We start from the raw sequence: 21,760 nt of genomic DNA, 5'->3' as shown, positions 1-21,760 counted from the left end.
GCTGCTGCCATCGCTGCCGCCCGAGGAGCTCCTCGCGGAACAAAGAAACTGATGCGCCGTCACCGGTCTGATGCCGCCCGGGCGGCGTCCTGTCCCAGCCACCGCGGGGGGTCACGCCGGCACAGGCGTTCCGGACCCTTGACCTCTGGCGACCCGCGACCCAGGATCACGCCATGACAGGTGTACGCAGCAGCACAGTGGACGGCGTCCTGACGCGCAGCGCACGGCGCGCCCCCGGGCGCACCGCCGTACGGTACGCCGAGCGGTCCTGGACCTACGCGGCCCTGGACGAAGCGGTCAGCACCGCGGCCGCCGTGCTGACCACCGCACACGGTCTGCGCCCCGGCGACCGGGTGGCCTCCTACGCCCACAACTCGGACGCGTATCTGATCGCCTATCTGGCCTGCGCCCGGGCCGGGCTCATCCATGTGCCGGTCAATCAGAACCTCACCGGCGAGGACCTGGCGTACATCCTCCGTCAGTCCGGCAGCACACTCGTCCTCACCGACCCCCAGCTCGCCCCGCGCATCCCGGCGGACCATGCCGTACGGCCGCTGCGCGACGCCCCGGGCTCCCTCCTCGGCGAGCTGGACACCCCCCGTGCCTTCACCCCCGAACACGAACCCGGCGCCGACGACCTGGTGCAGCTCCTCTACACCTCCGGCACGACCGCCCAGCCCAAGGGTGCGATGATGACGCACGGCGCGCTGGTCCACGAGTACGTCAGCGCCGTCACCGCCCTCGACCTGCGCGCCACCGACCGGCCGGTGCACTCGCTGCCCCTCTACCACTCCGCGCAGATGCACGTGTTCCTGCTGCCGTATCTCGCGGTGGGCGCGGAGAACACCATCCTCGACGCCCCGGACGCCGGCCGGATCTTCGATCTCGTCGAAGCGGGTGAGGCGGACAGCGTCTTCGCCCCGCCCACCGTATGGATCGGACTCGCCAACCACCCGGAGTTCGCCACCCGCGAGCTCGGAGCCCTGCGCAAGGCGTACTACGGCGCGTCGATCATGCCCGTACCCGTCCTGGAACGCCTGCGTGAGCAGCTGCCCGGGCTGGCGTTCTACAACTGCTTCGGCCAGAGCGAGATCGGCCCGCTCGCCACCGTCCTGGGACCCGACGAGCACGAGGGGCGGATGGACTCCTGCGGGCGGCCCGTGCTCTTCGTCGAGGCGAAGGTGGTGGACGAGAACGGCAAGGAGGTGCCCGACGGCACGGCGGGTGAAGTGATCTACCGCTCCCCTCAGCTCTGCCAGGGCTACTGGGACAAACCGGAGGAGAGCGCCGAGGCCTTCCGTGACGGCTGGTTCCACTCCGGCGATCTCGCCGTACGCGACCCGGAGGGCTACTTCACGGTCGTGGACCGGGTGAAGGACGTCATCAACTCGGGAGGCGTGCTCGTCGCCTCCCGGCAGGTGGAGGATGCCCTTTACACCCACCCGGCGGTGGCCGAGGCGGCCGTGGTGGGGCTGTCCGACGCGCGCTGGATCGAGGCCGTCACCGCGATCGTGGTGCTCCGGGGCGAGGCCTCGGAATCCGAACTCATCGAGCACACCCGCGCGCGTCTCGCCCACTTCAAGGCCCCCAAGAGAGTCCTGTTCGTCGGTGAACTCCCGCGCAACGCCAGCGGCAAGATCCTTAAGAGGGAGCTACGGGACCGGTTCTCCGAATCCGGCGCCGCAGCGGCTTCCCCGACGCCGGGGGTGGAGTCCTGAGCGGGGCATGGGGCCGGCATGCACAAAGAGGCCGGATCTCCCTCGTACGCTGAAACCCTTGGGCGAGGGACAGGAGACGAGCGTGACCGGGACGACGGTGGCCGAGGTGATGGCCGAGCTGGCCGAGCTCGAGGATCCGAGGGCACGCGAGGTGAACGAGAGACACGGTGATGATCACGGTGTGAACCTCGGCAAGCTGCGCGGGCTGGCGAAGCGGCTCAGGACACAGCAGGAACTCGCGTGCCGGCTCTGGGAGACGGAGGACTCCGCGGCGAGGCTGCTGGCGACCCTGGTCTGCCGCCCGAAGGCCTTCGGGCGTGACGAGCTGGACACGATGGTGCGCCAGGCGCGCACGCCCAAGGTGCACGACTGGCTCGTGAACTACGTGGTGAAGAAGAACCCGCACGCCGAGGAGCTGCGCCTGGCCTGGTCCGCCGATCCGGACCCGGTGGTCGCGAGTGCCGGCTGGGCGCTGACCACCGAACGCGTGACGAAGAGGCCCGAGGGCCTCGACCTCGCGGGACTGCTCGACGTCATCGAGGCGCGGATGAAGGACGCCCCGGACCGCCTGCAGTGGGCGATGAACCACTGTCTTGCGCAGATCGGGATCGAGCACGCCGGGTACCGCGCCCGTGCGCTGGACATCGGCGAGCGCCTGGAGGTGCTCAAGGACTATCCGACGTCCCCGGGCTGCACGTCCCCGTTCGCGCCCGTCTGGATCACCGAGATGGTGAGCCGGCAGCGCGGTGGGACGGTGGCCTGACCGACGATGGGCGCGCTGCCCAGGGCGCGGACGCGGTGCGGGGCCCCGGGGGCGCGGACAGCAGGTCGGTCGGCGCGATCCCCGGGGGAGCGGTCGGCTGAGGCGACGTCTTAGCCTGTTTGCCGCCCTGGGCGCGACGGCCTTTCAGCTCACCTCCACGATCGGGTGACCTGCGTAAATGGTCGTCGGTCCCGGGGGACCCGCGCCTGACCGGGTGACGTGAGCGGCAGAGCCTCCTGTTGCGCAGGTGACGGGCTGTCGGCGCCTCGGCAACGGAGCACAGCAGAGATGCCGCGCAGACCGGCCGGACCCTGCTCCCCTCCCTCAGCCGGCCTCCCTCAGGTCGATGATCCGCTTGATCTTGCCGACCGACCGCTCCAGCGTCTCCGGACCGACGATCTCGACCTCGACGCTCACGCCGACCCCGTCCTTCACAGCCGCCGCGATGGACAGGGCGGCCGCCTCGCGCTCGGCCGTCGAGGCTCCCGCCCGTGCCTCCGCCCGTACGGTCAGCGCGTCCATCCGCCCCTGCCGGGTCAGCCGCAGCTGGAAGTGCGGCGCAACCCCCGGGGTCCGCAGCACGATCTCCTCGATCTGTGTGGGGAAGAGATTCACCCCGCGCAGGATCACCATGTCGTCACTGCGCCCGGTGACCTTCTCCATCCGGCGGAAGACGCGCGCCGTCCCCGGCAGCAGCCGCGTCAGATCGCGGGTCCGGTAGCGGATGACCGGCATGGCCTCCTTGGTGAGCGAGGTGAAGACCAGCTCGCCCTTCTCCCCGTCGGGCAGGACCTCGCCGGTGAACGGGTCGACGACCTCCGGATAGAAGTGGTCCTCCCAGATATGCAGACCGTCCTTGGTCTCCGCGCACTCCTGAGCCACACCCGGGCCCATCACCTCCGACAGCCCGTAGATGTCGACGGCGTCGATGGCGAACCGTTCCTCGATCTCTGCGCGCATCTGCTCGGTCCACGGCTCGGCACCGAAGATGCCCACCTTCAGCGACGTCGACCGGGGATCGACTCCCTGCCGCTCGAACTCGTCGAGCAGGGTCAGCATGTACGAGGGTGTGATCATGATGATCTCGGGCCGGAAGTCCCGGATCAGCTGGACCTGGCGCGCTGTCATGCCCCCGGACGCCGGGATGACGGTGCAGCCGAGCCGCTCCGCCCCGTAGTGCGCTCCGAGACCACCGGTGAACAGCCCGTATCCGTAGGCCACATGGACCTTGTGGCCGGGACGCCCACCCGCCGCCCTGATCGACCGGGCGACCACGTCCGCCCAGGTGTCCAGGTCGCGCTCGGTGTACCCGACCACCGTGGGCCGGCCGGTCGTGCCGCTGGAAGCGTGGATCCGCCGCACCCGGTCCTCGGGAACGGCGAACATCCCGAACGGGTAGTTGTCGCGCAGGTCGGCCTTGACGGTGAACGGGAAGCGGGAGAGATCGGCGAGCGTACGGCAGTCCTCGGGGCGCAGTCCCGCCTTGTCGAAGGCCGCGCGGTAGAAACCGACGTTCTCATAGGCGTGCCGGAGCGTGGCCCGAAGCCGCTCCAGCTGCAGGGCCTCGAGCTCGTCGCGGCCGAGCCGCTCGCCGGCGTCAAGCAGCGCGGTCATACGGATCATCCCCTCGCCGACCGGCGACCGACCATTCGGTCGCCTCCTGGGAGCAGTAATTCAGGAGGCGGGGCAATCTGGCAAGGGGCGCGGAGTGCCTGTGGAAAACTCCAGGCCGGAAGCCGGTCAGAAGCCCAGTTCGGTGAGTCCGGGGTGGTCGTCAGGCCGCCGTCCGGGCGTCCAGTGGAACCGGCGCCCGGACGCCTCGATCGGGACGTCGTTGATCGACGCGTGGCGTACCCGCAGAGTCCGCTGCTGTCGAATTCCCGGTTCTCGTTGCCGAGGGACCGGTACCAGCGGCCTCCGTCGTCGTGCCACTCGTAGGCGAAGCGCACGGCGATGCGGTCGTCGTCGGCCGCCCAGCTCCTGGCGGACACCGCCGTCACCTGATTCGCTCTGGGCGTACGCACCTGCGACGGGCCGCCCGCCCTGTTTGGATGACTGCCATGCCGATCTTCAGCACGTACGACGGAACCGAACTCGCCTACCACCTGGTGGGCGAGGGCGAACCGCTGATCTGCCTGCCCGGCGGTCCCATGCGGGCCGCCCGCTACTTCGGCGACCTCGGCGGTCTGTCCCGGGTGCGGCAGCTGGTGCTGCTCGATCTGCGGGGCACCGGGGACTCCGCCGTCCCGGAGGACACGTCGAGCTACCGCATCGACCGCCTCGTCGACGACGTCGAGGCGCTCCGCGCGCACCTCGGCCTCGAACAGGCCGATGTCCTGGGCCACTCCGCCTCCGGTGAACTCGCGGCGCTCTACGCGGCGAAGTACCCACAGCGACTGCGCAGTCTCACACTCGTCACACCAGGGACCGGCACCCTGGGACTCCCCGCCACCGACCAGGACCGGCGCGCCGCCGCCGAGCTGCGCGCCGGCGAACCCTGGTACGCCGAGGCCAGGGCCGCGCTGGACGAGATCCAGGCCGGACGTGCCACACCCGAGGCCTGGGCCGGGATCCGGCCGTTCGCCTACGGGCGCTGGGACGCCGCGGCCCGAGCCCATGCCGCCGAATCCCCCGCACAGCGCAACGCCCTGGCAGGGTCGCTCTACTACCCGGTGAGCGGCTTCGACACCGACGCCACGGTCGCCGCGCTGCGCGAGCTGCCGGTGCCCGTGCTCGTCCTCGCAGGGGAGTACGACGGCGGGCCCAGCCCCGACCGCGCGGCCGAACTCGCCGCGCTCTTCCCCCGCGCGGAGTTCGTCGTCCAGCGGGGCGCGGGCCACTTTCCCTGGATGGACGGCCCCGGCGCCTTCGTCCGTGCCGTCGCCGCCTTCCTCGCCCCCGATGTCAGGAGCGTGCAGGCGGGCGGGATCCGGCTCGCGTACCGCACCTGGGGCGACCCCTCGGCCCCGCCCGTCGTCCTCGCCCACGGGCGAGGCGGGAGCAGCCTGGACTGGACGGACATCGCCGAACGGCTCGCGGCCCGCCACCGGGTGTACGCACTCGACTTCCGGGGCCACGGCCTCAGCGACTGGCCGGGACGCTACTCCTTCGAATTCTTCCGTGACGACCTCCACGCCTTCCTGGAGGCCCGCAACCTCGCCGGCGCCACAGTCATAGGGCATTCGATGGGCGGCGCGGCAGCCCTGCTGCTCGCCGAGCGGCACCCGGCCCTCGTCGGGGCCCTGGTCATCGAGGACGCCCCGGCCCTCCTCCCGCTCGACCCGCCCCGCGCCCCGGCGGATCGGCCGCCGGGCGAGCTCGGCTTCGACTGGCAGGTCGTACCGTCCATCGACGCCCAGCTGAACGCCCCGGACCCGGCCGCACGGGAGTGCCTGGGCGATATCACCGCCCCGGCACTCGTCGTCGGAGGAGCCCGCAGCCACGTCGATCAGAAGCAATTGGCCTGGATGGCAGGGCAGATACCCGCAGGACAGTTCGCCTCCGTCGACGCCGGCCACCTCGTGCACGCCGACAACCCGGAGGCGTTCCTCGCCGCCCTCAGGTCGTTCGGCGTCGGCTGACGGGCCCCGCAGGGCCCGCCGGCCGTACCTCCCGGCGCGTCAGCCGCGGTGGAGCAGGGTCACCATGACCTCGTACAGCGTCGCCTCCGGGTCCGCCGCCCCGCCCTGTGAACGCCAGGCCACGAATCCGTCGGGGCGCACCAGCACGGCACCCTCGGCGGACGTGCCGTGGGAGGCGGCCCAGTCGGCCCCGTTCTCGGGCTCCAGGTCAGCCCCAGAGACCGAGCCGATCCCGAAGGCCTCGAGCGGGACCGACAGCCGCTTCGCCACCTGCTCCGCCGCGGCCCGCCAGTCCGGATACCGGGCATCGCACAACAGTACGAACGACTTCTCGTAGAGATCAAGCGTCGACAGCCGCCCGCCGTCCCGGCGGAGCCACATGTGCGGCGCCCGGGTACCGGCTTCGCCCGTCAGGCCCATGCCTTCCGGCACCACCGGAAGGCCGGGGTCGACGCCCAGGACGGCGCCCCGCACATAGCGGTAGCCGAGTGCGACCGTGAGCATGCCGCCCTTGCGGCCGCCGGCCGGGCCGGGTGAGCCGGCGTACCCCGGGTGGCTGTGCTCTCCCGAACGGGCCGACGCACGCGCGCTCGTGGCCTTCGCCACCGGAAGCCGTTCCGCCTCGTACGTCCGGAGAAGCCCCGGACCCGCCGACTCGTCGATCACGGCGGCCAGCTTCCACGCCAGGTTGTGCGCGTCCTGGATGCCGGTGTTGGAGCCGAACGCCCCGGTGGGGGACATCTCGTGCGCCGAGTCACCGGCCAGGAAGACCCGGCCGGAACCGTACCGTTCGGCGACCCGCTCGGCGGCGTGCCACGGAGCCTTGCCCGTGATCTCGACGTCCAGGTCCGGTGCTCCGACCGCCCTGCGGATGTGCTCCGCGCACCGCTCGTCGGTGAAGTCCTCCAGCGTCTCTCCCCGGTCGGGCCGCCACGGCGCGTGGAACACCCACTGCTCCTCGTTGTCCACGGGCAGCAGCGCCCCGTCCGCGCCCGGGGCGGTCAGATAGCAGACGATGAAGCGCCGGTCGCCCACCACGGAGGCGAGCCGCCGGGAGCGGAACGTGATGCTCACGTTGTGGAAGAGGTCACCGGGACCCGTCCGGCCGATGCCCAGCTGCTCCCTGATGGGACTGCGGGGGCCGTCGGCCGCGACGAGATAGTCGGCGCGCACCGTGGTGTGCTCCCCGGTCTCCCGGTCCTTGACCACGGCGGTGACCCCGTCCGCGTCCTCCTCGAAGGTCAGCAGCTCGGTGGAGAACCTCAGCTCGCTGCCCTGCGCACGGGCATGGGCGACGAGCACGGGTTCCAGGTCGTTCTGGCTGCACAGGCACCAGCCGCTCGGGCTGAACCTGGCGATCCCGCCGCCCGGGTCGATCTCCTTGAACAGCCACTCCTGGTCGTCGCCGGTGAGCGACGCGGCCTGAAGGATTCCGTGATTGTCCGCCAGCACGGACGCGGCGTCCCGGATCAGCCCCTCCGCCCCCGCGGTCCGGAACACCTCCATCGTGCGGACGTTGTTCCCGCGCCCCCGCGGATGTGTCGAGGTGCTGCTGTGCTTCTCCACCAGCAGATGGCGGACACCGAGCCGGCTCAGGAAGAGGGAGGCGGACAGGCCCACCAGGGAACCGCCCACGATGAGGACCGGTACGCGGAGGTCGACGTTCTCGTTCATCAGTTGCTCCAGCTCGGACGCGGGACGGATGCAGTGTCCATGCCCTCGGAGGAGACCTTCGGCCGGGCTTCGGCCGACGCCTCACCTGAACGGTTCATAAATCTCGCGCCGCTCGTACCCGCGTTCCACGATCAGTCGCGGGAGCGATGCCCGCGACGCGGGGGTGGACTTCACATGCCGGCGGGCAGGGACCTGCGCGCTTCCACCGAAACCGACGGATGACGAGAGGCCACGGGACGTGGCCGTCGCACCGTCTCGAAGGAGAGCGAAAGATGACAACCCTCTCGGAACGGATATCTCAGTCCGCCTTCGACGGTTCGAGGCTCCGGGTCATACTGCTGCTGGACCTGCACGACGGCGCCCAGAACCAGTTCCTCGAGGCGTACGAGCACATGCGCAACCAGGTGGCCTCGATCCCCGGACACATCAGCGACCAGCTGTGCCAGTCCATCGAGAACCCCTCGCAGTGGCTCATCACCAGTGAGTGGGAGAGCGCGCCGCCCTTCCTCGCCTGGGTGAACAGCGAGGAGCACGTGGCGACGGTACAGCCCCTGCACAGCTGTGTACGCGACACACGCTCCCTCCGCTTCAGCGTCCTGCGGGAGACCGGGGTCGCGTTCGAGGGCACGCCCGAGCCCGTCAAGGGCCGCCTCCAGTCCGCCCCACGACTGGGCGACGGCGTCGTGCGTCATGCCCTCACCTTCACGGTCAAGCCGGGCACGGAGGAGATGGTCGCGAAGATCCTCGCCGACTACGATTCCCCGCAGTCCCGCGTCGACGAGAACACCCGGCTGCGCCGTACCTCGCTCTTCATGCACGGAAACCGTGTCGTGCGAGCGGTCGAGGTCGAGGGTGACCTCATGGCAGCTCTGCGTCACGTTTCCCGCCAGCCCGAGATCAGGGCCGTCGAGGAGGCCATCAACCCGTACCTGGAGCAGGACCGCGACCTCAGCGATCCCGACTCCGCCCGGATGTTCTTCACCAGGGCCGCACTCCCGACCGTCCACCACGTGACAGCAGGCCGTCACGCTCCCGAGGGCGTGCAGCGGCACTCGCTCTTCTACCAGGCCAAGGAAGGCTGCGGCATGGCACTGGCCCGGCTGCTCGCCGGCCAGGACGAGGAAGCGGCGAACGACGCGTCGAGCCCCGTCGAGAGCAGCACCATCTTCCAGCGCGACGACGTCGTGGTGAGGCTCCTCGAAGTGAGCGGCCCGCTCGGCGCGCAGCCCGCCCAGGCACTCGGCATCGGCGGTCCCCGCAAGGCGGCCATGCTCGGCCGCCTGCTCGACGGCGGTGCCAACGGCATGCCGACCACCGACCAGGAGGCCGCGCGATTCCTCGCACAGGCCGAGATGGAACTGATCACCGACCGTCGGGCCACCGAGTCCTGATACGTCACCGGCAGCGGGGGCCAGCCCGCGCTGCCGGCACACCGCACACCGTGCCTGGAGGAGAACAGCCATGACCACCCACCGGCCTCGCATCGTGGACCTCAGCGAGACTCAGCCCAACCGCAGGCGCGGAGGCGACCTGCGAGCCATGCTCACCCCCACGGCGGTGGGCGCCACCAGCGGCTTCATGGGACTGGCCATCGTCGCCCCGGGAGACCGCATCGGCGAGCACTACCACCCGTACTCCGAGGAGTTCGTGTACGTCGTGGACGGGCTCCTCGAAGTCGACCTGGACGGCGAATCGCACCCGATGCGGCCCGACCAGGGCCTGCTGATCCCGCCGCACGTCCGTCACCGTTTCCGCAACGTGGGTGACGTGGAAGCGCGCATGGTCTTCCACCTCGGCCCGCTCGCCCCCCGGCCCGAACTCGGACACGTGGACACCGAGGTCACGGAGGCCGCGGACCCCAGCGACGGCTACGCGCCGCCAGAACGAACGGGGGCTGCCTCATGACACGGCGCGTGGCCGTCACCGGGGTCGGCGTCGTCGCACCCGGTGGCATCGGAGCCCCGGCGTTCTGGGACCTGCTCGCCAACGGCCGTACCGCGACCCGTGGCATCACGCTGTTCGACCCGGCGCAGTTCCGCTCGCGCATCGCCGCCGAATGCGACTTCGATCCAGTCGTCCACGGCCTCGACGCGGATCTGATCGCGCGTTCGGACCGGTACATCCAGTTCGCCCTGGTGGCGGCCAGGGAAGCGCTGGGCGATGCCGGACTCGACCTCGAGAAGGAGGACCCCTGGCGCATCGGGGTCTCCCTCGGGACCGCGGTCGGCGGCACCACGCGCCTGGAGCACGACTACGTCGCCGTCAGCGGCAGCGGCGCGCGCTGGGACGTCGACCACAAGCCGGCGGGCGCCCACCTGGAACGTGCGTTCGCGCCCAGCACCCTCGCCTCCGCGGTCGCGGAGGAGGTCGGTGCGCACGGGCCCGTCCAGACGGTCTCGACCGGCTGCACCTCCGGCCTCGACGCCATCGGGTACGCCTTCCACTCCGTCGAGGAAGGCCGTGTGGACATCTGTGTCGCCGGAGCGTCCGACACGCCGATCACCCCCATCACGGTGGCCTGCTTCGACGCGATCAAGGCGACCTCGGCGAACAACGACGACCCGGAGCACGCCTCCAGGCCGTTCGACGCCCGCAGGGACGGGTTCGTCATGGGCGAGGGCGGCGCCGTCCTCGTACTGGAGGACCTGGAACACGCCCGCGCCCGCGGCGCGACCGTCTACTGCGAGATATCGGGCTACGCCACATTCGGCAACGCCTACCACATGACCGGGCTGACCACGGAAGGCCTGGAGATGGCCGAGGCCATCAACACCGCCCTCGCGCACGCCCGGCTCGACGGATCGCAGGTCGACTACGTCAACGCGCACGGCTCGGGCACCAAGCAGAACGACCGGCACGAGACGGCCGCGGTGAAACGGGCCCTGGGCGCGCACGCGTACAAGGTGCCGATGAGCTCGATCAAATCGATGGTCGGCCACTCACTCGGCGCCATCGGCGCGATCGAGATCGCCGCGTGCGTCCTGGCCCTCAAGCACCAGACGGTGCCACCGACGGCCAACTACGAGACCGCGGACCCCGAGTGCGATCTCGACTACGTACCCCGCACCGCACGGCCCCTCAAGCTGCGCAGCGTGCTCTCGGTCGGCAGCGGCTTCGGCGGATTCCAGTCGGCTGTCGTCATGACCGGATCAGGCGGGAGGACCCCATGAACATCCCACACCGCCGCTCCGTCATCACGGGGATCGGTGTCGTCGCCCCCAACGGGACCGGCGCCGGTGCTTTCTGGAAGCAGACCCAGGAAGGGGTCAGCGTCCTCGACCTGGTGTCCCGGGAGGGCTGCGAGCACCTCCCGCTGCGCGTCGCGGGCGAGGTCAGGGACTTTGACCCGGTCGCCTTCATCGAGGAGCGCTTCCTCGTCCAGACCGACCGCTTCACGCACTACGCGATGGCCGCCGCCGATCTCGCCCTGGACGACGCACGGCTCGGACGCGCGGACTACGAGGGCACGCCCTTCAAGGTGGGAGTCGTCACCGCTGCCGGCTCCGGCGGCGGTGAGTTCGGCCAGCGCGAGCTGCAACGGCTGTGGGGCGAGGGCTCCCGGTTCGTCGGCCCGTACCAGTCCATCGCCTGGTTCTACGCGGCCAGCACCGGCCAGATCTCGATCCGGGGCGGCTTCAAGGGACCGTGCGCCGTCGTCGCCAGCGACGAGGCCGGCGGCCTCGACGCGCTCATGCACGCGGCGCGATCCATCCGGCGGGGCACGGACGCCGTCGTCGTCGGCGCGGCCGAGGCGCCTCTCGCGCCGTATTCGGTGGTCTGCCAGCTCGGCTACGAGGACCTCAGCCTCTGTGACGAACCCACCCGCGCCTACCGGCCGTTCACCGCGGACGCCTGCGGCTTCGTGCCCGCCGAGGGCGGCGCCATGCTGGTGGTCGAGGAGGAGACCGCCGCCCGCGAGCGCGGTGCGAAGGTCCGGGCCGAACTGGCCGGCCACGCCGCGACCTTCACCGGCGCGGCCCGGTGGGAGGACTCCCGTGCCGGACTGGCCCGGGCGATCGAAGGGGCGCTCCGCGAGGCGGACTGCGCACCGGAGGAGATCGACGTCGTGTTCGCCGACGCGCTGGGCGTGCCCTCGGCGGACCGGGCCGAGGCGCTGGCGATCGCCGATGCCCTGGGCGCGCACGGACGCCGGGTCCCGGTGACCGCTCCCAAGACCGGTATCGGCCGCGCCTACTGCGGAGCACCCGTGCTCGACACCTCCGCCGCGGTGCTCGCCATGGAACACGGCCTCATCCCGCCGACGCCCAACGTCTTCGAGGTGTGCCACGACCTGGACGTGGTCACCGGACGCGCGCGCCCCGCGGAACTGCGGACGGCGCTCGTGCTGAGCCGAGGACTCATGGGCTCGAACGCGGCCCTGGTGCTCCGGCGCCCCACCGACACCCCTGCGTGAGAAGGAGTACTCCCTCATGAACGATCGACTGACGTACGAAGAGCTGGCCACGCTCATGAAGAACGGCGCCGGCCTCACGGTCGACCCGTCGGAGATGGCAGGCCGCCCCGGCTCCGCCTTCGACGAGTACGGCCTCGACTCGCTCGGCCTGCTCGGCATCGTGGCCGCGCTCGAGAACCGGTACGGCCGCCCGCTGCCGGCCGACGCCGACCGGTGCAAGACGCCGGGCGAGTTCCTCGACCTCGTGAACAACACCCCAGTGACAGGAGTCTGACGTGTCCGGACACACCGAGAACGAGATCACCATCGCCGCCCCCCTGGACCTCGTCTGGGACATGACGAACGATCTCGAGAACTGGCCGCAGCTGTTCAGCGAGTACGCGGCCGTCGAGGTGATCGAGCGGGAAGGCCAGAAGACGACCTTCCGCCTCACCATGAAGCCCGACGACAACGGCAAGGTCTGGAGCTGGGTCTCCGAGCGCACCACGGACCGACAGGGACGCAACGTACGCGCCCGGCGGGTCGAGCCCGGTCCCTTCCAGCACATGGACATCCGGTGGGAGTACTCGGAGGTCCCGGGCGGCACGCGCATGCACTGGCGCCAGGACTTCGCGATGCGCCCCGACGCACCGGTCGACGACGCCTGGATGACCGACAACATCAACCGCAACTCGCGTGTCCAGCTGGAGCTCATCCGCGACAAGATCGAGCAGCGCGACCGGGAGCGCCGCTCCGCCTCGGTTCCCGCCAACTGATGCCCGAAAGGCAGCAAGATGCACCACGCACTGATCGTCGCCAGGATGGCGCCCGAGTCCGCGCCGGACATCGCGAAGCTGTTCGCGGCCTCCGACAACACCGACCTGCCGCACCTCGTGGGCGTCAACAGGCGCACCCTGTTCCAGTTCGGTGATGTCTATCTCCACCTGATCGAATCGGAGCGGCCCCCGGGCCCGGAGATCGCCAAGGTGACCGAGCACCCGGAGTTCAGGGCCGTCAGCGACCGGCTGACCGCCTTCGTGAGCCCGTACGACCCGGAGACCTGGCGCGGTCCGAAGGACGCGATGGCGCAGCAGTTCTACCGGTGGCAGAGCGACGGCTCCGCCTGACACACGGATGATCGCCCCGGGTCCGGCACCTCAGTGCCGGACCCGGGGCGATCGCTGTGCGTCCGAGCCGGGCTACGGCACGGCGCACTCGAACGCGTGCAGGTACGCGTTCACGGGGTGGACCTCGCCCACCAGCAGGCCGGCGTCGGACATCCGCCCCACCAGGCTCTCCCGGGTGTGCTTGGCACCCCCCACGTTGAGCAGGAGCAGCAGGTCCATGGCGGTGGTGAACCTCATCGACGGGGAGTCGTCCACGAGATTCTCGATGATCACCACACGGGCGCCCGGGCGGGCCGCGGCGACCACGTTGCGCAGGGTCCTGCGGGTGCTCTCGTCGTCCCATTCGAGGATGTTCTTGATGATGTACAGATCCGCCTCGACGGGGATGTCCTCGCGGCAGTCGCCGGGCACGATCCGTACGCGCTCCGCGAGCACGCCGCCTTCCCGCAGCCTGGCGTCCGCACGCGCCACGACGCCCGGCAGGTCCAGAAGCGTTCCGCGGACCGACGGGTGCTTCTCCAGCAGACTCGCGAGAACGTGCCCCTGGCCGCCGCCGATGTCGGCGACGGAGGACACGCCTGTGAGATCCAGCAGATCGGCGACGTCCTGCGCGGACTGCACGCTGGAGGTGGTCATCGCCCGGTTGAACACCTGGGCGGACTCGCCCGCGTCCTGGTGGAGATACTCGAAGAAGCCCTTGCCGAACGTATCGGGGAAGACACTCGCGCCGGAGCGCACCGCGTCGTCGAGCCGCGGCCAGACCTCCCAGGTCCACGGCTCCGTGCACCACAGGGAGATGTAGCGCAGGCTGTTCGGGTCGTCCTCGCGCAGCAGCCGTGACATCTCGGTGTGGACGAACTTCCCGTCCGCCGTCTCCTCGAAGATCCCGTAGCAGCACAGCGCGCGCAGCAGCCGTCCCAGAGGCACGGGCTCGGCGTCCACGATCAGGGCGAGCTCCGCGGCCGACACGGGCGTCTCGCCCAGCGCGTCGGCCACACGCAGCCTGGCCGCCGCGCGCACGGCAGCGGCGCAGGCAGCACCGAACGCGAGCTCCCGGAGCCGCATGGACGGCGGCGGGGTCTGGGCGGCGGAGACCGGGGGAGCGGTGAGGGGGGCCGCGACAGGGGTGGTGTGGGGGGTGGGACTCACGGTGGTCATACCGACTCGTTTCTCCTTGTGCGGTGGTGAGCCGTCATCCGGCACACATCCCGGCCGGGACGGATGTCCCGCAGGTGTTGCTCACGAACGTGTTGCCGGTACCCGAGGTGTCACGGTTGGCGAGGTCGGCCGGCTTGTTGCCCTGAACGAGGTTGCGGCTGATGGTGTTGTCGGTGTTGAGCGCGCCCACGAAGCTCTTGAACAGCAGGATGCCGCCGGAGAGCGGGGTCGAGCCGACGTTGTCCCGGATGACGTTGGAACGTACGACCGTGGCCTCGCTGCCGGTGAGGACGATGCCGGATCCCTGGATCGCGGACAGACGCGGGGTCGCCGGACAGAACTTGTTGTTCTTGACGATCCGGTTGCCGCTGATCGTCATCGCCCCTGCCGCGGGCTTCGACTCGTCACCCACGACGAAGACCCCGCTGCAGTTGCCCGTCAGCGTGTTGCCTTCGACGACGAGGTTCCGCACCCGGCGGGCGGTGACACCGATGCGGTTCCCGCTCACCGAGTTGTCCAGGACGGCCGTCCCCCCGGTGTCGGTCGCCCCGCCCTCCTCGCTGACCGAGTTGGCGACGAAGATGCCCGCGTCCCCGTTCCCGGTGGCGGTGTTCTGCCGGAAGTCACCGCGGGTCGACCGCTCCTGCGCGATACCCCAGGTGCCGTTGTCACGCGCGGTCACCTTGCGGACGCTGAGCCCGTCGGTCCAAGACGCCCAGACGCCGCTCTCGTCGAAGCCCGAGACGGTCAGCGAGCGGATGCTGACATCGTCGACGGTACGGCCCTTGGTCCCGATGACGCAGATGCCGTTCCCGCCGGCGGCACAGGCGTTGGCGGCCTTGGCGCCGTCGGCCGCCGGCGGTGTGATGACCGTCCGGCCACCGGTGCCGAGCAGCGTCAGCCCCGGCTTGGTGACAAGGACGCTCTCGCGGTACGTGCCGGGCAGGACGACGATGGTGTCGCCGGAGCGCGCGGCGTCCACGGCGGCCTGGATCGAGTCGCCCGGGCGCACCACATGATCACCGGGTCCTGCCGCGGCGGAGGGAACGGCCGCGAGACCCAGCGCCGTGGCTGTGGAGACGGTGATACCCGCCAGGCATTTCATGTGTCTTTTCCTCATGAGCCGAAGCTATGGGCGATCAACCTCGGGTGCCACGCAAGGTGCGCGTATGGATACAAGGCGTGCCTGAATGGCTTACTGCGTCCGCGCCCGTCTGCCGCGCGGCCGTAGCGTGGCCCCCATGACGGGCGAGCGCGATCTTCGAACACTGCTGCACGGCATGCGGCCGGAGCTGAACCCCGGCCGCTACGTCTATACGACTGTGCCCGACGGCGAGGTGCCCACCGGCGTCACCCCGGTGGTCACCGTCTCCGAGCAGGAAGGACTGACCCTCGTCCTCCCCGAAGCGCAAGCTGCGGCGTCAGGGCTGGCGTACGACTTCGTCGCCGGTTGGATCACGCTCCGTGTGCACTCCGCGCTGGACGCCGTCGGGCTGACCGCCGCGGTCTGCCTGGCCCTCACGGACGCGGGGATCAGCTGCAACGTGGTCGCCGGATACCATCACGACCACCTGTTCGTCCCGTACGCCCGCGCGGCCGATGCGGTCCGGGCGCTCGAAGCGCTCGCCGCCGAGTCCGGGTAGGAGTGCCCGGCTCCGCAACGTGAGCCGGGACACGTAACATGGCCCCCATGTCCTTCCTCCGCCGCCGTAGCGCCGCCACACCCGCGGGCCCGGACTTCGACGTCCTGGCCATGGACCCGGGGGACTGGCCCGGCAACCTCGGCGCCGGTCTGCTCCCCGCGCCCGACGGGAGCTGTCAGGGCGTGTTCCTGCGCTACGACCTGTTCGGCGGACGTGGCCCCGCGATGATCATCGGCAATCTCCCGGAGGGTTCACCGGCCCGTGAGACCGAGGAGGGCCAGGTCCCCTTCGAGGTCGCCCAGCTGCTCCTCGCGCTCGAGAACGACGAGCCGGTCGAAGTGACCGGCACCGAGGACGTGCCCGTCATGCAGGGTGACAGCCTGCTGATCGTGCGCCGCGTCAAGCTCTCCGAGAGCCGGATCTCCTGTGTCCAGTTCGACCGGAGCGACGGCGTGCTCGTCACCATCGCCAGCTGGGACCGGCCGATCACCGACGATCTGTACGCCCTGCTGAAGCCACTTCCCGCGGAGCTGTTCCAGCAGGGGTGAAACGTCCCTGCGTGAGCAGCCGTGTCACCCGCGCCGCCGACGTCCCGAACCCCGTGGGACCGCTGATGTGCCACGGGGTCCCGGTGCCCCGGCGAAGATCCTCCTCACGGTAGCGCCGGCAGTCCCGGTGCCAGATCAGGATCCCCGCCATCCAGTGCTGGAGTTCCAGCACATAGCCGGCCAGGACCTCCCTCGCCTCAGCGTCCAGGTCGAAGTCGTCGTAGAGCACCGGCAGTTCCTGATCGGCGACATGCTGGAACTGGCGCATCCGCGAATTCATCAGGTCGTGCACGATCGCGACCCCCGTCGGATAGTCCACCCCGAAGAAGTTCTGGACGACCAGGACCCCGTTGTGCACCTCGCCCTCGTACTCGATCTCCTTCTGGTACGAGAACAGGTCGTTCAGCAGGCATGCGTAGTCCGCCGCCGCGTTCTCCAGGGAACGCATCGGGCCGCTGCGGTAGACGGCGTCAGGCACCTTCCTGCCGTGACCCAGCCGGCACAGGCTCATCGTGAGATCCGAACCGAACGTCGCCCGGCGCATCTCCATGTAGTCCACCGGATCGGGAATCCGGTTCTGCGCCTGGTTCGCCAGCTCCCACAGCCAGCTCGCCGTCATCGACTCCACCGCCTCCCGGAAGGTACGGCGCGCGCCCTCGTCCATCGGCCCCGCCGTCCGCCGCCAGAGGTCCGCCAGCCCACGCTCCAGCGCGTTGACCGGCTCGGGCACGGACGATCCGTCCAGCGGCATGAACAGCGACAGCCGCTCGTTGGCCAGCCTCGCCCCCGCGAGATCACGCGTCCTGCCGTGCACCACCGGGAACCAGTCGTCGCCGTATGTCCCCCAGGTCAGCCACCCCGAGGACAGATCGAGCTCGTCCGGGGTCGCGTCCGGATGCAGCCCCGCCGCACAGAGGGGCAGATCGGTCGCGAGGAGCCGCTGCTCGTCCCAGATGTGCGAACCGGGCACGCCCGGCTGAGCCTCCAGCAGCCCCATCCGGCGTGACCAGTCCACGATCCGTACGCGCGCCCCGTCCAGATGCGGGCTCAGCGTCGTGCTGAACGGCATGTCGAAGTCCGGCAGCAGCGACGGACCGACGTGCTGGTACGGGACGTGCGTATTGCTGCGCAGCCGGAACGATTCGGAGCGGGGGGTGAGACGGAGCGAGGCCGCCGCCATGCCGAAGCCGGGAACGCTCTCACCCGCGCCGCCGCCGTTCATGTAGCGACTGGAGCGCATGTGCCACTCGTGGCCGCCGGACTGCCAGTCCTGAAGACCCTTGACGTACGCCAGGACGGCGACCGTCTCGTCGGGGGCGAGGCCCTTCTCGGCGCAGAGCGGGCCGAGTTCGGTGAGGGCGGTGTTCTCGAACTGCTGCAGGCGCGACGTGAGCAGATCATTGACCGCCTCGGCCGCCTCCTGGGTCGAACAGCCGAGGAACCTCTCCAGGACCAGCACGCCGTTGCTGTTCTCCCCCTCGTCCTCGACCTCGCGCTGGTACGAGAACAGGTCGTTGCGCAGATGCACAGCGTCGGAGAAGGCGTCCCTCAGTACCCGCAGCGGGCGCGAACCCGCCACCGCGTCAGGAACCTCCGCGGCGGCCGCGTACTCCACCAGGCCTGCCGACCACGGCGCTCCGCCCACCTTGCGGCGCATCTCGATGTACTCGACGGGGTTGGCGATCCGCCCCTCGTTGATGTTCGAGAGCTCCCACAGCGACTCGTTGAGCAGATTCTCCGTCGCCTCGGCGAACCTTGCCCGCCAGGCATCCGACATGGAGGGCACGGTCCTCGCCCAGAGGTCGGCCAGTCCCGCCTCCACCGGATTGGCCGGCTCCGGTGTCGCAGCGCCACGCTCCATCGGCATGAAAGCCGGCAGACGGTCCAGATACCGCTTCCCGCCCTCACGGTCCGGAGTGCGTTTGAACAGCTCCAGGAAATGGTCGTCGAAGAAGAAGACCCACACATACCAGTCGGTCACCAGGGACAAGGCCTCGGCCGAGCAGTCCGGGTGGGTGTACGCACAGAGCAGCGCGTAGTCGTGGGATTCGAGGTCCTTCTCCTCCCAGATCCCGGAACCCTCCAGCATCCCCATTCCCCGCGCCCACTTCCGGGTGTGGCTCCGGGCAGCCTCCAGATGAGGATTGAGACGCGCCGGGTACGGCACGTAGAAGTCCGGCAGTGAGAAGGGCTGTGCCATGTGCGTCCGGCCTTTCCGAGAACTCCGCGCGGTCCACTCGGACCGGTCCTGTCGGCGCCAGCACTACCCCTCGGCCATACGGGGCACGCACAGCGCGAAATAGTCACACAAACCCAGGCCCGGTGGCACGCTGCACTCTTGACTCGCCGACACCTCCCGCAACAGAGTGTGCGCCGACCGAAGAACACGGGGGAGCGCCCCCGGGAACCGCTCAGCCCCCCCGGCCCAAGAAGGGTTGTCATGACGTCGAAGCAGAGGATCAGACTCGCCCTCGCACTGACCACCGCGGGGGCGCTGAGCGTGGCGCTCCTCTCCCCGGCCGCGGCCGGAGCGGACACCGTACGGCCGGACTGCCCGCGCGGACTGGCCTGCGACTGGGTCCCCGCGGCCTACCAGCAGACCGGCGACCCGGCGGACAAGGAGACCTACGGCAACTACGACACGGCGAACCGGCCGAAGAGCAACGCCATCAAGTACATCGTCCTGCACGACACCGAAGTCGACTACGACACCACCCTGAAGATCTTCCAGAACCCCGCCAACCAGACCTCCGCCCACTACGTGGTGCGTTCGGCCGACGGCCATGTCACACAGATGGTGAAGAACAAGGACGTCGCCTGGCAGGCGGGCAACTGGTACGTCAACTCCCACTCCATCGGCATCGAGCAGGAGGGCATCGCTGCCGAGGGTGCCACGTGGTACACCCCCGAGATGTACCGCTCGACCGCACGACTGGTACGTCACCTGGCCGCGAAGTACGACATCCCGCTCGACCGTCAGCACATCCTCGGCCACGACGGAGTGCCTCCGACCAGCGCGGCGGGCACCCAGAACATGCACTGGGACCCGGGCCCCTACTGGGACTGGAACCGCTTCATGGCGCTGCTCGGCAGGACAACAGCGCCGAGCGCCCCCAGGAGCAGCGAACTGGTCACCGTCAGCGCGGATTTCAACGGGAACCAGCAGGAGTTCCGCGACTGCGAGAAGAGCGTCGATCTGCCCCGGCAGGGCAGCAGCGCGGTCCCGCTGCACACCGGGCCGTCCGAGGACTCTCCGCTCTTCTCCGACCCGGGACTGCACCCGGACGGCTCGCCGGGTACGAACTGCGCCGCGGACTGGGGCAGCAAGATCAGCGCCACTCAGCAGGCCGTCGTCGCGGGCAAGGCTCCCGGCTGGACGGCGATCTGGTGGTACGGCGAGAAGGCGTGGTTCCGCACTCCGTCGGGGACCCGGGTCGTCAGCCCCACATCCGGCCGCGTCGTGCGGCCGAAGGCGGGCAAGGGGGAGGTGCCGGTGTACGGCGTCGCCTACCCGGAGAAGGCGGAGTACCCCACGGACTTCGTCAAGCCGACCGTGGGCAGCCCCCTCGTCTACACCATCAAATCGGGGCAGGCCTTCCCCGGCGGTGGCGAGGCACCCAACGGCTACTTCTACGCACCGACGATCGACTCCTCGAAGCCGTACGACCACACGAACTTCCGCGGAACCCAGACGTACGTGACGGTCCAGATCGGCCACCGGATCGGCTTCGTGAAAGCGTCCGACGTCGATGTCGTGCGAGCCCGGTCATGAACCGGTTCTGAGACAGAGAAACAGCGCGCTGCGGGACCCATGTGTCGGCACCGGTCCCGCAGCGCGCTTCCCCCGTCCGTCAGGCCGGTCGACCCGGCGTGGTCAGCGTGTGCCCACCGCCGCGCGCACGGCCCGCCGGGCCATGGCGCAGTCGTCGTGCAGCCTGCGCAGCAGCAGCCTCTGCTCCTCGCTGGAGGTCAGAACACCCTGCCGCGGCTGGCCGCCGCCGGCCGGCGCGCCTTCGCGCATGGCCCGCTGGACAGCCGTCTCGTACGTACGGATCTCCCGGGTCAGCACGATCATGAGGTTGACCAGGAAGGCGTCACGGGCTGCGGCACCGGCCGCCTGCGCGAGCTGGCTGATCTGGCGCCGCGCCGCTGGTGCGTCGCCGAGCACGGCCCAGAGCGTCGCCAGGTCGTACCCCGGCAGATACCAGCCGGCGTGCTCCCAGTCGACCAGCACGGGCCCGGTGGGCGGCAGCAGGATGTTCGAGAGCAGTGCGTCGCCATGACAGAACTGCCCCATGCCCTGTCGGCCGCCCGCGTGGGCCAGACCGTGCAGAAGCTTCTGGAGGTCACCCAGATCACGATCGGTGAAGAGCCCCAACTCGTGATAGCGGGCGATGCGCGAGGCGTAGTCCAGGGGCGCCTCGAACAGCCCGGACGGCGGCCTCCAGGCGTTGATCCGGCTGACCGCTCCGAGCACGGCCCGCAGATCCGCACGGGGCGGCGCCTCCGCCGGATGCCTTGTCAGCGCCGCGACCCGTCCGGGCATCCGCTCGATCACCAGGGTGCAGTTCTCCGGGTCCGCGGCGATGAGCCGCGGGGCCCGGACCGGCGGGCGGTGCCTGACGAAGGCGCGGTATGCCGCTATTTCGTGGCGGAACCGCTCCGTCCACGCGGGGGAGTGATCGAGTAAACACTTGGCCACCGCGGTCGCGCGGCCGGTGGTGCCCACGATGAGGACCGAGCGCCCGCTGCGGCGCAGCACCTGCACGGGATTGAACTCCGGGCAGATGCGGTGGACGGAGGCGATGGCCATCCGCAACTGCGCGCCCTGGGCGCCGGACAGGTCCAGTCTTCCGCTGAGCGGTTGGGAGCCCGGCCCCGCCGCCCGCCGGGTCCGACCCGTGGCGGACGCCGGTGACGCGGCGCGGGGGTCGAGATACGGCCCGCCGCCCGCCCCCAAGGGACGAAGCGGCCGGGGCGGGGCGGACACGGAGGACGATGCTGTGTACATGGCGAGACAGATCCCTTCGTGCGCCGACAAGTTACGTGCGCCGCCCCGGCCGGCGGCCGTTCGGCACCCTGGGGAGTACCTAGGGCTGCCGGGCGGGGTGGCGCATTCCTACCTGACACCGGCCCGCGGGTGGCACAACATCTA

19 protein-coding genes and 1 pseudogene are annotated in these 21,760 nt (G+C 70.2%); 13 read left to right on the top strand and 7 right to left on the bottom strand.

Features of this window, described 5'->3' with window-relative positions; all coding sequences use genetic code 11:
- The first annotated feature begins 173 nt into the window (after window positions 1-173).
- Both ACIREO_RS12145 and ACIREO_RS12140 read left to right on the top strand, forming a co-directional pair.
- The gene (locus ACIREO_RS12145) at window positions 174-1,718 is read left to right on the top strand and encodes an acyl-CoA synthetase (protein ID WP_404107753.1); all 1,545 of its coding nucleotides are present in this window, start codon (window positions 174-176) and stop codon (window positions 1,716-1,718) included.
- A gap of 109 nt (window positions 1,719-1,827) precedes the next feature.
- The gene (locus ACIREO_RS12140) at window positions 1,828-2,481 is read left to right on the top strand and encodes a DNA alkylation repair protein (RefSeq protein WP_404108719.1); all 654 of its coding nucleotides are present in this window, start codon (window positions 1,828-1,830) and stop codon (window positions 2,479-2,481) included.
- A gap of 324 nt (window positions 2,482-2,805) precedes the next feature.
- Here the strand turns inward: ACIREO_RS12140 and paaK are convergent, their stop codons facing one another.
- The gene (gene paaK, locus ACIREO_RS12135; protein ID WP_404107750.1) at window positions 2,806-4,095 is read right to left on the bottom strand and encodes a phenylacetate--CoA ligase PaaK; all 1,290 of its coding nucleotides are present in this window, start codon (window positions 4,093-4,095) and stop codon (window positions 2,806-2,808) included.
- Between the two features lie 126 nt (window positions 4,096-4,221).
- Window positions 4,222-4,457: pseudogene (locus tag ACIREO_RS12130) on the bottom strand (DUF1348 family protein); the annotation flags it as partial.
- Window positions 4,458-4,541: 84 nt separating this feature from the next.
- Between ACIREO_RS12130 and ACIREO_RS12125 the strand changes: the two are divergent.
- Window positions 4,542-6,062, top strand: a complete 1,521-nt coding sequence (locus tag ACIREO_RS12125) for an alpha/beta fold hydrolase (protein WP_404107748.1) — start codon at window positions 4,542-4,544, stop codon at window positions 6,060-6,062.
- Window positions 6,063-6,101: 39 nt separating this feature from the next.
- Here the strand turns inward: ACIREO_RS12125 and ACIREO_RS12120 are convergent, their stop codons facing one another.
- Window positions 6,102-7,736, bottom strand: a complete 1,635-nt coding sequence (locus ACIREO_RS12120) for an FAD-dependent oxidoreductase (protein ID WP_404107746.1) — start codon at window positions 7,734-7,736, stop codon at window positions 6,102-6,104.
- A 272-nt stretch (window positions 7,737-8,008) separates the two neighbouring features.
- Here ACIREO_RS12120 and ACIREO_RS12115 point away from each other — a divergent pair, with 272 nt between their 5' ends.
- From ACIREO_RS12115 to ACIREO_RS12085, 7 genes are all read left to right on the top strand, one after another.
- Window positions 8,009-9,127 (top strand): TcmI family type II polyketide cyclase, encoded by a 1,119-nt coding sequence (locus tag ACIREO_RS12115; protein ID WP_404107744.1) that lies wholly within the window; start codon window positions 8,009-8,011, stop codon window positions 9,125-9,127.
- 70 nt (window positions 9,128-9,197) lie between these two features.
- Entirely contained in the window at window positions 9,198-9,641 is a 444-nt protein-coding gene (locus ACIREO_RS12110; RefSeq protein ID WP_404107743.1) for a cupin domain-containing protein, read from the top strand.
- Complete coding sequence (locus ACIREO_RS12105; protein ID WP_404107741.1) at window positions 9,638-10,906, top strand: beta-ketoacyl-[acyl-carrier-protein] synthase family protein; 1,269 nt, start codon at window positions 9,638-9,640, stop codon at window positions 10,904-10,906. The genes ACIREO_RS12110 and ACIREO_RS12105 overlap by 4 nt, the downstream gene beginning before the upstream one ends.
- Complete coding sequence (locus tag ACIREO_RS12100; RefSeq protein WP_404107739.1) at window positions 10,903-12,150, top strand: ketosynthase chain-length factor; 1,248 nt, start codon at window positions 10,903-10,905, stop codon at window positions 12,148-12,150. The genes ACIREO_RS12105 and ACIREO_RS12100 overlap by 4 nt, the downstream gene beginning before the upstream one ends.
- A 16-nt stretch (window positions 12,151-12,166) precedes the next feature.
- Window positions 12,167-12,424, top strand: a complete 258-nt coding sequence (locus ACIREO_RS12095) for an acyl carrier protein (RefSeq protein ID WP_404107737.1) — start codon at window positions 12,167-12,169, stop codon at window positions 12,422-12,424.
- 1 nt (window position 12,425) lies between these two features.
- Window positions 12,426-12,905, top strand: coding sequence for an SRPBCC family protein (locus ACIREO_RS12090; RefSeq protein WP_404107735.1), 480 nt, complete (start codon window positions 12,426-12,428; stop codon window positions 12,903-12,905).
- A gap of 18 nt (window positions 12,906-12,923) precedes the next feature.
- Window positions 12,924-13,256, top strand: a complete 333-nt coding sequence (locus tag ACIREO_RS12085; RefSeq protein WP_404107734.1) for a TcmI family type II polyketide cyclase — start codon at window positions 12,924-12,926, stop codon at window positions 13,254-13,256.
- A gap of 72 nt (window positions 13,257-13,328) precedes the next feature.
- On the opposite strand, the gene ACIREO_RS12080 is transcribed toward ACIREO_RS12085, so the two are convergent.
- Together ACIREO_RS12080 and ACIREO_RS12075 are read right to left on the bottom strand one after the other, a co-directional pair.
- Window positions 13,329-14,414, bottom strand: a complete 1,086-nt coding sequence (locus ACIREO_RS12080) for a methyltransferase (protein ID WP_404107732.1) — start codon at window positions 14,412-14,414, stop codon at window positions 13,329-13,331.
- A 34-nt stretch (window positions 14,415-14,448) separates the two neighbouring features.
- Window positions 14,449-15,519, bottom strand: coding sequence for a nitrous oxide reductase family maturation protein NosD (locus tag ACIREO_RS12075; RefSeq protein WP_404107730.1), 1,071 nt, complete (start codon window positions 15,517-15,519; stop codon window positions 14,449-14,451).
- Window positions 15,520-15,655: 136 nt separating this feature from the next.
- Between ACIREO_RS12075 and ACIREO_RS12070 the strand changes: the two genes are divergently transcribed.
- Complete coding sequence (locus ACIREO_RS12070; RefSeq protein WP_404107728.1) at window positions 15,656-16,057, top strand: ACT domain-containing protein; 402 nt, start codon at window positions 15,656-15,658, stop codon at window positions 16,055-16,057.
- Between the two features lie 47 nt (window positions 16,058-16,104).
- Complete coding sequence (locus tag ACIREO_RS12065; RefSeq protein WP_325748050.1) at window positions 16,105-16,605, top strand: hypothetical protein; 501 nt, start codon at window positions 16,105-16,107, stop codon at window positions 16,603-16,605.
- Here the strand turns inward: ACIREO_RS12065 and ACIREO_RS12060 are convergent.
- Window positions 16,544-18,805, bottom strand: a complete 2,262-nt coding sequence (locus tag ACIREO_RS12060; protein WP_404107726.1) for a family 2 encapsulin nanocompartment cargo protein terpene cyclase — start codon at window positions 18,803-18,805, stop codon at window positions 16,544-16,546. The two genes, ACIREO_RS12065 and ACIREO_RS12060, sit on opposite strands and share 62 nt — an antisense overlap.
- A 240-nt stretch (window positions 18,806-19,045) precedes the next feature.
- Between ACIREO_RS12060 and ACIREO_RS12055 the strand changes: the two genes are divergently transcribed.
- A complete protein-coding gene (locus ACIREO_RS12055; protein ID WP_404107724.1) occupies window positions 19,046-20,377 on the top strand; it encodes an N-acetylmuramoyl-L-alanine amidase in 1,332 nt (443 codons plus the stop codon).
- 102 nt (window positions 20,378-20,479) lie between these two features.
- On the opposite strand, the gene ACIREO_RS12050 is transcribed toward ACIREO_RS12055, so the two are convergent.
- Window positions 20,480-21,616, bottom strand: a complete 1,137-nt coding sequence (locus ACIREO_RS12050) for an aminoglycoside phosphotransferase family protein (RefSeq protein ID WP_404107722.1) — start codon at window positions 21,614-21,616, stop codon at window positions 20,480-20,482.
- Between the last annotated feature and the right edge of the window lie 144 nt (window positions 21,617-21,760).

The sequence above is a fragment of the Streptomyces sp. NPDC102441 genome (assembly GCF_044765585.1).
Classification (GTDB): Bacteria; Actinomycetota; Actinomycetes; order Streptomycetales; family Streptomycetaceae; genus Streptomyces.
This window is presented reverse-complemented; position numbering and strand designations above follow the sequence as displayed.

Bases quoted from the DNA above. Each gene is read 5' to 3' on its own strand.
- ACIREO_RS12095 (WP_404107737.1), top strand. From the start codon at position 12,167: ATGAACGATCGACTGACGTACGAAGAGCTGGCCACGCTCATGAAGAAC.
- ACIREO_RS12085 (WP_404107734.1), top strand. From the start codon at position 12,924: ATGCACCACGCACTGATCGTCGCCAGGATGGCGCCCGAGTCCGCGCCG.
- ACIREO_RS12070 (WP_404107728.1), top strand. From the start codon at position 15,656: ATGACGGGCGAGCGCGATCTTCGAACACTGCTGCACGGCATGCGGCCG.
- ACIREO_RS12105 (WP_404107741.1), top strand. From the start codon at position 9,638: ATGACACGGCGCGTGGCCGTCACCGGGGTCGGCGTCGTCGCACCCGGT.
- ACIREO_RS12065 (WP_325748050.1), top strand. From the start codon at position 16,105: ATGTCCTTCCTCCGCCGCCGTAGCGCCGCCACACCCGCGGGCCCGGAC.
- ACIREO_RS12125 (WP_404107748.1), top strand. From the start codon at position 4,542: ATGCCGATCTTCAGCACGTACGACGGAACCGAACTCGCCTACCACCTG.
- ACIREO_RS12055 (WP_404107724.1), top strand. From the start codon at position 19,046: ATGACGTCGAAGCAGAGGATCAGACTCGCCCTCGCACTGACCACCGCG.
- ACIREO_RS12060 (WP_404107726.1), bottom strand. From the start codon at position 18,805: ATGGCACAGCCCTTCTCACTGCCGGACTTCTACGTGCCGTACCCGGCG.
- ACIREO_RS12145 (WP_404107753.1), top strand. From the start codon at position 174: ATGACAGGTGTACGCAGCAGCACAGTGGACGGCGTCCTGACGCGCAGC.
- ACIREO_RS12075 (WP_404107730.1), bottom strand. From the start codon at position 15,519: ATGAAATGCCTGGCGGGTATCACCGTCTCCACAGCCACGGCGCTGGGT.
- ACIREO_RS12050 (WP_404107722.1), bottom strand. From the start codon at position 21,616: ATGTACACAGCATCGTCCTCCGTGTCCGCCCCGCCCCGGCCGCTTCGT.
- ACIREO_RS12140 (WP_404108719.1), top strand. From the start codon at position 1,828: ATGGCCGAGCTGGCCGAGCTCGAGGATCCGAGGGCACGCGAGGTGAAC.
- ACIREO_RS12115 (WP_404107744.1), top strand. From the start codon at position 8,009: ATGACAACCCTCTCGGAACGGATATCTCAGTCCGCCTTCGACGGTTCG.
- paaK (WP_404107750.1), bottom strand. From the start codon at position 4,095: ATGACCGCGCTGCTTGACGCCGGCGAGCGGCTCGGCCGCGACGAGCTC.
- ACIREO_RS12110 (WP_404107743.1), top strand. From the start codon at position 9,198: ATGACCACCCACCGGCCTCGCATCGTGGACCTCAGCGAGACTCAGCCC.
- ACIREO_RS12120 (WP_404107746.1), bottom strand. From the start codon at position 7,736: ATGAACGAGAACGTCGACCTCCGCGTACCGGTCCTCATCGTGGGCGGT.
- ACIREO_RS12080 (WP_404107732.1), bottom strand. From the start codon at position 14,414: ATGACCACCGTGAGTCCCACCCCCCACACCACCCCTGTCGCGGCCCCC.
- ACIREO_RS12100 (WP_404107739.1), top strand. From the start codon at position 10,903: ATGAACATCCCACACCGCCGCTCCGTCATCACGGGGATCGGTGTCGTC.